The organism is Cupriavidus lacunae (assembly GCF_003353055.1).
Classification (GTDB): Bacteria; Pseudomonadota; Gammaproteobacteria; order Burkholderiales; family Burkholderiaceae; genus Cupriavidus; species Cupriavidus lacunae.
Window position 1 is genome coordinate 40,455 of the sequence record NZ_QKWJ01000003.1, and the last position, 12,175, is coordinate 52,629.

Here is a 12,175-nt window from a genome sequence, read left to right on the forward strand (position 1 = left end):
GGCCGCCCGGATCCTTACATCGTCGCCTGGAAGTTGGCAGCTACACGCTGGCGCAGGTAGTCCTCCGCGCTGATCGGCGCGTACTTGCCGGACGGGCTTTCGATCATCACGTCGCGGTTGGCCTGGCAAAAGAACGCCAGGCTGTAGCGCGAGCCCTGGTATTCATGCGGCTGCGGGTTGCGCACGCGGTGGAAATTGGAGGGCAACTGGTCATCGCTCCAGCGCATCAGCATGTCCCCAATATTGCAGGTGATGATGTCATCCGCCGGCTCGATGCTGGTCCATTCCTGGCCGTCCATCTCCTTGCCCGGACACAGTTGCAGGCCGCCCTGGCCCGCACGCTGGAACAGCAGCGTCAGGCAGTCGAAATCTGTATGTGCGCCGGCGCGCCACAGTCCGGATGGCACCGAGGGGTCGCTCGGGAAGTAGTGCAGCAGGCGCAGCGTGCTCTGGTAGGTAGGTCGGGACGGGTCGTGCGCGCGGGTGAAGAAGTCGCGCGCGAAGCCGAGCTTCTCGGCGAAGCAAGACAGCACGCGCATGCCGACCTGCCAGCATTGCGCCTCGAACGCCAGCATGACAGCACGAAATGCCGGCAGCTCGTCTTCGGTCGGCCACAGCGGCGCCATGTGCGGCAGCGTGATCTGGTATGACTCTTTCTGGTCGTGTGTGCCCGTGGAGGGGCGCACCTGCGCCTTGCTCTCCCAGCCGCTGTTCAGTGCCCGCTGCAAGGGGTACTGCGCCTTGACGCCGTCCGGCAGGGCGAAGAAGCGCTGTGCCATCTCGAACGCTCCCTGGACCTGCGTCAGGTCGATGCCGTGGTTGACGAGCTGGAAAAAACCGACGTCGGTGGCGGCTGCCCACAGCGCTTCGGTGATCTGCGTGCGGCGCGCTTCGAAGTTGGACAGGTCAATACGGCGGACTTCACGCGCATGGGTCTCGGAACCCTGGCCGCCCATGCAGGCTTCCTTGTCGAGTTCGGTCAGTGTGTAAGGAGAGGCAGTCAGCGTAGTCATTTGTGCTCCGTGCGAAGGAAGGTCGATGGGTGTCGGACCGGGAGCAGCAGGCAACGCGTGGAAGCTTGAGCAAGCGATCCGGGCAGCAGTCTTGAAGCTCCGACGGCAAGCAAGCCAAGCCGCTGCGGCCCGACCTGTTCCGACTTCAAGAGCAATTCCCGGCCAGCCGGCACGATATGTGCCACTGGTGAACGCTTCTACTCTCGCCTGCGACTACGCAAAGTCCACGCCAGGCTGCGAGGTCGGTCAGATGAGGGGGAATTACCCGGGAGACGCACCAGCGGAAATCCCGGCGCACCGCCAGCGTGCATGCCATGCACACCGATGGCGTGTCGGCATGGGGGGCACGGCACCCATATACACGCCCCCCCGCACCGCCGCGGTTGGCATGGAAGTTGCGGGAGTACAAGCGAGAGTAGAAGCGTTCACTGTCGCGCCGGGAACCGAACAGCATTTCGGATAATCAGCGCGACAGCCGGAAATTGCTCTTGAAAGCCGCGCCTGCGTGTCCGCTAGTTCGGGCCGAGGCCGTGCCTTCATGACGCATGCCCGGCATCTATGGAAGCGCTCGGGCTCTCATCATGGCGCGACCGCAGGCGTGTTGAACGACAGCTCAAACCGCGCCCCGCCATGACACCTCGCCTCTTGCTCCGCCGCCTGCTCGGGTTGGCAGCCATTGCCGCCACCTGCTGGTCCGCCAGCGCCTTCGCACTCGACAAGGTTGTTTTCCTCACCTCCTGGTACGCCCAGTCCGAACACGGCGGCTTCTACCAGGCCGTTGCCACCGGCCTCTACAAGAAATATGGCCTCGATGTGCAGATCCGCATGGGCGGGCCGCAAGTCAACGGCATGCAGATCCTGACCAGCGGCCAGGCAGACTTCCTGATGGGCTATGACCTGCAGGTGCTCAAGAGCGTCGAGCAGGGCGTGCCTGTCACCACGGTCGGCGCCTCGATGCAGACCGACCCGCAAGGCATGATGACGCATGAAGACGTGAAGAGCCTTGCGGACCTGAAGACGCGCACCGTCCTGGTCTCCACCTCCGGACGCACGACCTGGTGGCCGTGGCTGCGGGCCAAGTACAAGCTCGATGAATCGCAGTCGCGCGTCTACACGTTCAACCTGCAGCCATTCTTTGCTGATCCCAATGCCGCGCAGCAGGCCTACGCGTCGTCGGAGCTGTTCAGTGCCGACAAGGCGGGCGTGAAGGCGCGCTTCTTCCTGTTTGCCGATGATGGCTACCCGCCCTACGGCACCACCATCGTGACGATGCAGAAGACCGCCAGGGAAAAGCCGGAGCTGGTCGCTCGTTTCGTGCGTGCCTCGATGGAAGGCTGGAAGAGCTACCTGGCCGACCCGGCGCCCGCCAACGCGCTCATCAAGCGTGACAACCCGAACATGAAGGACGACCAGCTCGCCTATGGACTGGAGAAGCTCAAGCAGTTCCGCATGATCACCGGCGGGGACGCCGCCACGCAGGGCATTGGCGTGATGACCGACGCGCGCTGGCGCAAGACGCGTGATTTCATGGTCGAGGTGGGTCTGCTCAAGGCCGATCTTGACTGGAAGCGTGCCTACACCACGCAGTTCGTCAAGGACCTGAAGGTGATGCCATGAAGACCGCATCGCATGCCGAATCCGTGTTCTATTGGGGAGGCCGCCATGTCGCTCGTCTTTCGTAGTAGCAGCCGCGCTGCTGCCGTCCCGCAAGCGGGTGGCAGCCCGCTTCCGCTGGATGGCGTGCGTGCCGCCGATGCCCCGGCGTTGTTCGCCAACCAGGTCGAGAAGACGTATCCGAACGGCACCGTGGCCCTCGAGCGGGTCAGGCTAGCCATCCAGCCGGGCGAGTTCGTCTCACTGCTCGGGCCGTCCGGCTGCGGCAAGAGCACGCTGCTCAAGCTGTTTGCCGGACTTGAACAACCGTCGGCCGGCCATGTGCGCTGGTGGGGCGGCCCTGCGCTCGCCGCAGGTATCGGCGCGCCAGGACGCACGCTCGCGATGGTATTCCAGGAGGCAACGTTGATGCCATGGGCGAGCGTGGCGGACAACGCGCGCCTGCCGCTCGATCTGGCCCGCAAGCCGCGCGCGGAGGCCGACGAGCGCGTACGGCGCGCCCTCGCGCTCGTCGGCCTCGGTCACTTCGGAAAAGCGTACCCGCGCGAGTTGTCCGGCGGCATGCAGATGCGCGTGTCGATCGCGCGTGCCCTGGCCGTGCATCCCGACCTCCTGCTGATGGACGAGCCCTTTGGCGCGCTGGACGAGTTTACGCGCAACAAGCTCGATGCCGACCTGCGCGCACTGTGGGCCGAGCGCGGGCTGACGGTGGTGTTTGTCACGCACAGCATCTACGAGGCGGTCTATCTGTCGAGCCGTGTGATCGTCATGGCAGCTCGCCCCGGCCGGGTCATTGCTGACGTGCCGATCGAAGGCCCGGCCGTGCGCGACGATGCCTTCCGCGTGTCGCCGGCCTTCATGCAGTACTGCGCGCAACTGTCGGCGCTGCTGACACAGGCCAATACCGGTGCACCGGCGGCCGACTGATCTTTGGAGAACCCATCATGAACCCTCCGTTGTTGTCCCGTCCGGCCGTACAGCGCGTGGCAGCGCCGCTGGCCGTGGGGATCGTGCTGTTGATCGCCTGGCAGTCCGTCTGCATGGCATTCGACGTGCCGTCCTACCTGGTGCCGTCGCCCGTGGCCATCGGCAAGACGCTGGCTGAAGACTGGTCCCTGTTGTTCGGCTCCCTGTGGGTAACGCTGCGCATCACGTTGCTGGCGTTTGCGCTGGCCGTGGTATGCGGCACAGTCGCTGCATTCCTGTTCGTGCAGAGCCGGTTGATCGAGGCGACCCTGTTTCCCTATGCAATCCTGCTGCAGGTCACCCCGGTGGTGGCGATCGCGCCGCTGATCATCATCTGGGTCAAGGAGCCGACGCTGGCGCTTGTCATCTGCGCGACGCTGGTGGCGGTGTTTCCGATCATCTCGAACACTGTGCTCGGCTTGCGCAGCGTCAACCCGGGGCTCGCCAACCTGTTTCGCATCAACCACGCGAGCCGTTGGGACACGCTGGTGCGTCTGCGTATTCCCAGCGCACTGCCGTACTTCTTTGGCGGACTTCGCATCTCGTGCGGTCTGTCGCTGATCGGCGCGGTGGTGGCGGAGTTCGTGGCCGGCACGGGCGGCACCGGTGCCGGGTTGGCGTACCAGATCCTCCAGGCGGGCTTCGCACTCAACATTCCCCGGCTGTTTGCCGCGCTGCTCCTGATCACGGTGACGGGTATCGCCCTGTTTGTGGCCATGGTTGCACTGTCGCGGCTTGCGCTGTCCCACTGGCATGAAAGTGAACTGGCATGACGACTCCTTTTGAACAACGCCCCTCCCTGCTGATCCGCAACGCTGCCGCCATACTCACCGGGCAGGACGGTAGCCCGGGCCGGCCCGAGCGCAGTCCCGGACCCGATCTACGCATCGTGGACGGCAGGATAGACGCAATCGGCCATCTGCGGCCCCAAGCCGGTGAACGCGTCATCGATGCAACGGACTGCGTCGTCTATCCCGCCTGGATCAACACGCACCACCATCTGTTCCAATCGTTGCTCAAGGGCGAGCCGCAGGGGCTGAACCTGACGCTGACGCCTTGGCTGGGTGCCACGCCCTACCGGTTCCGCGCGGCGTTCGACGAACATACCTTCCGTCTGGCTGCCCGCATCGGCCTGGTCGAACTGGTGCGCAGTGGCTGCGGTACGGTGGCGGACCACAACTATCTGTACCACCCCGGCATGCCGTTCGACGGCTCGGCGATCCTGTTTGAGGAAGCCGATGCATTGGGGCTGCGTTTCGTGCTCTGCCGCGGCGGCGCGACGCACACGCGCGGGCTAGAGAGTGCCTTGCCGCAGGCATTGCGCCCGGAAACGCTCGATGCCTACCTGGCCGACTGCGAACGGCTGGCCGCCCGCTATCATCAATCCGGGCCGGGGGCGATGCGCCGCGTGGTCATGGCGCCCACGACGCCACTGTATTCGATGTCACCGGAGGAGCTGCGTACGTGCGCGCGCACGGCACGTCGCCTTGGCATCCGGCTGCACAGTCACCTGTCCGAAACGGTGGAATACCAGAACGCCGCCAGCGCCCTGCACGGCACGACGCCAGTCGCTTTTTGCGGCGAGTATGAGTGGCTGGGGCCGGATGTCTGGTTCGCCCATCTCGTCAAGCTCGCGCCGGCGGAAATCCGGATGCTGGGCGAAACCGGGACAGGCATTGCGCACTGCCCGCAGAGTAATGGACGACTCGGCAGCGGCATCGCCGACATTCCGGCACTGGAGGCAGCCGGCGTGCCGGTGTCCATCGGTGTTGACGGCGCGGCCTCCAACGAGGCGGCGGACATGATTTCCGAAGCCCATGCCGCATGGCTGATGCAGCGTGCCAGGCGCGGTGAACTGGCGCGCTCGCAGGCCGATGGCGGCCAGGGCGAACGCGGCGCCGATGCCGCGCGTGTGGAGGACGTGGTGCGCTGGGGCAGCGCCGGCGGCGCGGCAGTACTGGGGCTGGAGGGCGTCGGCACCATCGCGCCTGGGCAGGCTGCTGATCTCGCGGTCTACCGACTCGACGATCCGCGTTACTTCGGGCTACACGATCCGGCCATTGCGCCGGTGGCCAGCGGTGGCCGGCCAGCGCTACGAGCGCTGCTGGTAGGCGGTCGCGTGATCGCCGAGGACGATGCGCTGCCGGGTGTGGACCTGGCTGAATTGGGCGCACAAGCGCGCGAAGCCGTTGCGTTGCTGAAGGGGCGGGTACTCGGGGGTTAGTATCCGCCCGAAAAAAAAGCGTCACTGTATAACAAAAAACGATGCACCCGATGCCGCCGGCACCCAAGCACCACCACACCGAGCCCCCGCCAGTTGGCACGAATAAAAACACGAAGACATAAAACGAGCCCGACAGGGCCCCACTACACAACGTTCCAGGCGGAATCAAACCACTGAGGTCTAAACATGCAGAAGCAGTACAAGCCGGCAATGAAGCTGGCAGCGGCAGCGGTTACCCTTCTTTCCGGCGCAGCCATGGCCCAGTCGAGCGTCACGCTCTACGGCCAGGCCGACATGTTCATTGGCGGCGTCAAGAGCCCGGGCACGGGCGAGCGCGCTTGGGTCGCCAACTCGGGCGGGATGCAGACTTCCTACTGGGGTATCAAGGGCGCGGAAGACCTGGGCAGCGGCACCAAGGCCATCTTCGACCTGAACGGCTTCTTCCGCACCGACAGCGGCAGCAGCGGGCGCTTCAACGGTGACTCCCTGTTCAGCCGCGGCGCCTATGTCGGCCTGCAGAACGACACCGCGGGCACGATCAAGCTGGGCCGCAACACCACGCCGTACTTTATATCGAGCATCCTGTTCAACCCGCTGGTGGACTCGTACGTGTTCTCACCGACCATCTTCCACACCTACTTCGGCGCGACCAGCGGCGGGGTGAGCGATCCCGGCATCATCGGCGATTCGGGCTGGAACAACTCGGTGCTGTACTCCACGCCGAACTTCGGCGGCCTGACCGCCAATTTCATCTACGCCTTCGGCGAGCAGCCGGGCGCGGCCGGCAAGAACAAGTGGGGCGGCAACGTCCTGTATTTCGGCGGCCCGTTTGCGGCGACCGTGGCATACCAGCAGGTTCGCTACAACAATGTGCCGACCGACCTCGCCAGCGCCGGCCTGTCGCGCCAGGACGCGGCCCAACTGGGCCTCTCCTATGACTTCAAGGTGGTCAAGCTGTTTGCCCAGGGCCAGTACATCAAGACCCGCGCCACCACGGCGCCCTCCGGCGACATCAAGCACGTCAACGGCCAGTTCGGCGCCTCGGTGCCCATCGGCGCCGGCAGCCTGCTGGTATCGTACGCTTACGACAAGACCGACAACTCGCTGGGCGATTTCAAGCGCAACACCTTTGCCGTCGCCTACGACTACAACCTGTCGAAGAGGACCGACCTCTACGCCGCCTACTACTACGACAAGATCACCGGCATCGAGCACGGCGACACCTTCGGCGTGGGCGTGCGCCACAAGTTCTGAAGGCGTCCACCGTCTCACCGGCGGTACCGATGATGGTCCGCCAACCATCAAGGATTCACGGTCAGCGGCAAGGCATGGACGCACGGGCCACAAACATCCACACAGGAACGAAGATGAGAGCGTTTGAATACCTCGAACCCGGAACGCTTGCAGAGGCGGCGGCGCTGCTGCACTGTTGCGGCGGTCGGGCCAGTGTTCTGGCGGGCGGCACCGACCTGCTCGTGCAGATCAAGGAATCGCACCGGCAACCGTCCCACGTCATCAATATCAAGAAGATCCCGGGCATGGATGCGCTGGCGTTCGACCCGGTCGATGGCCTGAGAATCGGCGCGCTGGTCACGACGCGCGTAGTGGAGACGTCCGATGTTGTGCGGCGCCACTATGCCAGCCTGGCCAAGGCCGTGACCGACTTTGCCTCGATCCAGGTGCGCAATCGCGCCACCGTCGTGGGCAATGTGTGCCGCGCATCGCCATCGGCAGATTCGCTCGCGCCGCTGATTGCCGACCGGGCTGCCGTTCACCTCTACGGCCTACGGGATTCGCGCTCGATGCCGGTGGAGGATTTCGTGACTGGCGCCGGCAAGACCGCCCTGGAAACGGGCGAACTGGTCTCGCGCATCACGATTCCTGCGCCACGGCCGAATACCGGCAAGGCCTACATCAAGCATGGCCGGCGGGTGCAGATGGAACTGGCCACGGTCGGCGTGGCGGTCTCGATCACGGTGGACCGCGGGCATTGTACCGACGTCGGCATCGTGCTGGCGGCAGTCGGGCCCACGCCGATTCGCGCCACGCATGCCGAAGCCGTGCTGCGCGGGCACTCGATCAGCGAGGCGCTCGTCCTGCAGGCCGCACGTGCGGCCATGGAAGACGCGCGGCCGCTCAGCGATGTCCGCGCCAGCGCCGAATACCGTCGCGACATGGTCGGTGTGCTGACGCGCCGCGCCATCGTCCAGGCCATGGAGATACTGTGATGCGCAAACTGATCGAGGTCGAAATCAATGGAGAACTGCGCGAGCTGACCGTCGAGCCGCACAGCACACTGCTGGACGCGCTGCGCTACGACGCCGACCTGACCGGCACCAAGAGGGGCTGCGACGTGGGCGAGTGCGGATCTTGCACGATCCTTGTGGATGGCATGCCGATGAATAGCTGCCTGATGCTGGCGCCCGAAGCCCACGGCCGCAGGATCACCACGATCGAAGGCATTCAGCCAAACGCAGACACCGTCCACCCGATCCAGGAACAATTCATGCGCTGTGGCGCGGCGCAGTGCGGCTTCTGCACGCCGGGTTTCGTGGTGGCCGCCAAGGCGCTGCTCGATGCGAATCCGAACCCGACCCGTGACGAGATCCGCTTTGCCATCGCGGGCAACATCTGCCGCTGCACCGGATACACCAAAATCATCGAGGCGATCGAGAAGGCCGCCGAGGGCATGGCGCACTTCTCCGATTCCCACTGCGCAACGGAGAACACACGATGAGCCACACCGTGATCGGACACAGTGTCAAGCGCACGGACCTGCTCGACAAGGTCACCGGCAATGCGAAATATGTCGCCGACATGCCCTTCGCGGGCCTGCTTCACGGCAAGCTCAAGCGCTGCAACGTGGCGCACGCCCGCATCCGTCGCATCGACACCTCGGCGGCGCTGGCGCTGCCCGGCGTGAAGGCCATCCTGACGCACGAGAACGTACCGCGCGTGCTCCACGCCGGATCACCGCACCCGCGCTCGGTATCGGTCACGTGCGACCAGTACATCCTTGACGACAAGGTTCGCTACTGGGGCGAAGGCGTGGCTGCGGTGGCCGCCACCACCGAAGAGATCGCCGCGCGCGCCGTCGAGCTGATCGAGGTGGAGTATGAGCCGCTGCCCGCGATGTTCACCGTGGAAGACGCCGCTGCCCCGGGCGCCGCGCTGATACACGACCGCGAGCCCGGAGGCAACTTCGTGCTGCCGCCGGTGCGGATCGAACGCGGGGATGTAGACAAGGGCTTTGCCGAAGCCGACTTCATCCTGGAAGGCGTCTATGAAGGCGGGCGTCCCACGCCGGCCTACATGGAGCCGAACGTGCTGACCTGCAAATGGGACGGCAACGGCAATCTGACCGTATGGATCTCCACGCAGGCGGCGTTCATGGTGCGCGGCATCATGGCCGAAGTGCTTGGCCTGCCGCTGCACAAGGTGCGCGTACTGGTGGATCACATGGGCGGCGGTTTTGGCGCGAAGCAGGACCTGTTCCAGTGCGAATTCCTGTGCGCGCTGCTGTCACGCGAAACGCACCGCCCTGTGCGCATGGAATACACGCGCGAAGAGACCTTCCTCGGCGGCCGCACGCGCCATCCGGCCAGGATCTGGCTACGCCAGGGCTTCCGCAACGACGGCACCATCACCGCGCGCGAAGCGAAGGTGGTATTCAACTCGGGTGCCTACGGTTCGCATGGGCCCGGCGTGACCAACGTCGGCACCGCGGCGCTGATGTCGCTGTATCGCTGCGAGAACGTGCGCCTGGAAGGCCGCTGCGTCTATACCAACAGCCCCATCGCCGGGGCGTTCCGTGGCTATGGCGTGGTGCAGACCTACTACGCGCTCGATATCCAGATGGACGAGGCCGCCGAGCGCCTGGGCATGGACCCGGCCGAGATCAAGCTCAGGAACGCCGTGCGCGAAGGCGATATCGCGCCGTCGAACCATCCTGTGATTGGCCACGGACTCGAGGCGTGCATCGCCAAGGGCATGGAAGTGGTCGACTGGGCCGCGCGCCGGACGCAGACGCAGCATCAGCAGGGGGTAGTTCGGCGCGGCTGGGGCGTGGGCTGCGAGATGCACGGCAGCAGCGCCTATCCGGGCATCAAGGAACAAGGCAACGCGATCGTCAAGATGAACGAGGACGGCACCGTGGTGCTGCTGACGGGTGCCGCCGGCCTCGGCACGGGTGCCCACACGGCGCTGGCGCAGATCGTGGCCGAGGAACTGGCCATCCCGTTTGAGAGCGTCAGCGTGGTCCATGGCGATACCGACGTCGTGCCGTGGGATATCGGCGCATTCGCGAGCCACACCACGTACATGGTCGGACGCGCCGCCCAAATGGCGGCCGGCGAGATCAAGAAGCAGATCCTCGCCCGCACGGCAAGGCAGATGGAAGCGGAGCCGGAGGAACTCGAACTGAGCAACGGCGCGATCGCCGTGCGCGGGCGCGAAGGCCCGACGATGACAGTGCGCGAAGCGGTCATGCCGCGCAAGGGGCTGCCCGCCGCGCAACTGGTGGCTACCGCCACCTATCACCCGACCAAGTCTTATTCGTTCGCCGCGCACTTCGTCGAAGTCGAGGTCGATACCGAAACGGGCTTCATCACCGTGAAGCAGGTGGTGCCGGTGCACGACATCGGCAAGGTGATCCACCCTGTTGCGGCGGCCGGACAGATCGAAGGCGGCATCCAGCAAGGCATCGGTCACACACTCTACGAGGACTACCAGATCGACATGAAGACCGGGCGATCGCTCAACGCCAACTTCGTCGACTACAAGATGCCGCTGGCGATGGACATGCCCGAGATCCACACCATCCTACTGGAAGCCGCACCCGACCCCGGCGGGCCGTTCGGCGCCAAGGGCGTAGGGGAGGACCCGATCGTCGCCATTGGCCCCGCCATTGCCAATGCTGTGTTTGATGCCATTGGCGTGCGCTTCCGCCACTATCCGATCAAGCCCGAACAGGTGCTGCAGGCACTGGCGGCGAAGCGGGCCGCGGAGCTCGGCGCATGAGCACGCAGCAGACTTGTGGTGGCCATCACCGGTGGCTGCTGTGGCCAACACCCGCAGTTGGCTTGACGAGCCCACTCATGGCAGAGAAGGGTCGGTCAGAGACGGCCACGCTTTCGCAGCGTGCATCCGACCGAGACCGGCCAGAAGCGGCCAGTCGATTTCAGGTCGACTTCGGGACCAAGATCGTCAACAATCCCGCCACACACGCCGGCGCTAGCCTGCCTCGATAGTCGACTGGTCAAGTTTGCTGCAATATATGGCGGACTCCATCAGCAGCGTCAGAGCAATATTGGGTGGTAGCACTTTTTCTACGTCTCGAATTGGGCGATAGGAAGCTTGCGCGGTGATGGCTGCCCACCTTGGTACGGGGGCAGGAAACTCACGAGGGGCACCAGGAATTTTTCCGGCAAAGCAGAAGACGGCAATAGGCCAGACTAATTTAAGAAGATCACGCGCAGGTAGATGGGCTTGATGCTGAGCGGGGACCGAAGATCTACCTTCATTTGGCCCGCCAATTGTTGACGCGACGTGTTTGAACATCGCATCGAGACTCGGAATTTGATGACTTTGCAGGCCTGCACTTATTGCGCCGCTTGCAGCCAGCGACCAGACACAGCGGTTTCCATCAGCTTCTGTCTGTGGCACCAACATGTGGTTTAGAGCATCGCCAAACCAATACTCTCCGCCGGACTTCGTGGTCAAACGATGGATGTTGGTCCCTACATCCGGCGGACTCTTGGCGAACAGCGCGCGCTGCGCTGCGTAGCCTGCGATTGCCCCGGCGGCCGAGACGTAGGTTTCTGCATGGACGCGACCGTCAATCTTCAGTCGTTCCGGCAGGTTTCTAACGAGATGCCCTAGTGCGAAATTGCACTCGATGGCATCTTGGTCATTCTTCCAAGGTACTTCGTTAGTAGCGATTTTCATCCTGTCTCCATTGATATAGGCCAGGTGACGTTCATATCGTCGATAAATCTTCGCTCGAAGAACCGCTATCTTGCGATAGTAACACCGGTGGTGTTCCGCCCCGAGGGGCACAAGTATGAATTTGATGCCGGCGATCTGCTCTTCATGTCAGCTACGTAGTACAGCTCTGTGAGAACTCTCAAAGTTGGGGATCTTTTGGGAGGGGCATGGAGGGCGGTGCTCGGGTGTGCGCATGTCCGCTTTCAGGCTAAGCGGATGTCTCTAGTGGGTCGGGAAGAGCCGACTGGATTTGTGACGGTAGAGGGTGTCATCCGGCAAATGATCGCCAATTGGTACTGCCCCACTGTTGTCGATACCAAGGCACGTAGCCGGCGGGATCTGCATGAACGCACGAGCGGTTTTAGGCATACCT

Annotated in this window: 10 protein-coding genes; 8 read left to right on the forward strand and 2 right to left on the reverse strand. The window is 64.2% G+C overall.

Going from position 1 to position 12,175, the window contains the following annotated elements; genetic code table 11:
• Positions 1-14: 14 nt before the first annotated feature.
• A complete protein-coding gene (locus DN412_RS03655; protein WP_115013282.1) occupies positions 15-1,013 on the reverse strand; it encodes an isopenicillin N synthase family dioxygenase in 999 nt (332 codons plus the stop codon).
• Positions 1,014-1,643: 630 nt separating this feature from the next.
• Between DN412_RS03655 and DN412_RS03660 the strand changes: the two genes are divergently transcribed.
• The 8 genes from DN412_RS03660 (at position 1,644) to DN412_RS03695 (ending at position 10,836) form a co-directional block, all read left to right on the forward strand.
• Complete coding sequence (locus DN412_RS03660; protein ID WP_115013283.1) at positions 1,644-2,630, forward strand: ABC transporter substrate-binding protein; 987 nt, start codon at positions 1,644-1,646, stop codon at positions 2,628-2,630.
• A 45-nt stretch (positions 2,631-2,675) separates the two neighbouring features.
• Complete coding sequence (locus DN412_RS03665) at positions 2,676-3,554, forward strand: ABC transporter ATP-binding protein (protein WP_029049460.1); 879 nt, start codon at positions 2,676-2,678, stop codon at positions 3,552-3,554.
• Between the two features lie 17 nt (positions 3,555-3,571).
• Positions 3,572-4,366: an ABC transporter permease gene (locus tag DN412_RS03670; protein WP_115013284.1), complete on the forward strand. Its 795-nt coding sequence runs from the start codon at positions 3,572-3,574 to the stop codon at positions 4,364-4,366.
• A complete protein-coding gene (locus DN412_RS03675; protein ID WP_115013285.1) occupies positions 4,363-5,817 on the forward strand; it encodes an amidohydrolase family protein in 1,455 nt (484 codons plus the stop codon). Before DN412_RS03670 ends, DN412_RS03675 begins: the two co-directional genes overlap by 4 nt.
• 186 nt (positions 5,818-6,003) lie before the next feature.
• Positions 6,004-7,071, forward strand: a complete 1,068-nt coding sequence (locus tag DN412_RS03680) for a porin (RefSeq protein ID WP_115013286.1) — start codon at positions 6,004-6,006, stop codon at positions 7,069-7,071.
• A gap of 113 nt (positions 7,072-7,184) precedes the next feature.
• Positions 7,185-8,045: an FAD binding domain-containing protein gene (locus DN412_RS03685; protein ID WP_115013287.1), complete on the forward strand. Its 861-nt coding sequence runs from the start codon at positions 7,185-7,187 to the stop codon at positions 8,043-8,045.
• Positions 8,045-8,554: a (2Fe-2S)-binding protein gene (locus DN412_RS03690; RefSeq protein ID WP_115013288.1), complete on the forward strand. Its 510-nt coding sequence runs from the start codon at positions 8,045-8,047 to the stop codon at positions 8,552-8,554. The genes DN412_RS03685 and DN412_RS03690 overlap by 1 nt, the downstream gene beginning before the upstream one ends.
• Positions 8,551-10,836, forward strand: a complete 2,286-nt coding sequence (locus DN412_RS03695; RefSeq protein ID WP_115013289.1) for a xanthine dehydrogenase family protein molybdopterin-binding subunit — start codon at positions 8,551-8,553, stop codon at positions 10,834-10,836. Before DN412_RS03690 ends, DN412_RS03695 begins: the two co-directional genes overlap by 4 nt.
• Positions 10,837-11,049: 213 nt before the next feature.
• Here DN412_RS03695 and DN412_RS42960 read toward each other — a convergent pair whose 3' ends face one another.
• Entirely contained in the window at positions 11,050-11,763 is a 714-nt protein-coding gene (locus DN412_RS42960) for a hypothetical protein (protein WP_133303025.1), read from the reverse strand.
• Positions 11,764-12,175 lie beyond the last annotated feature (412 nt).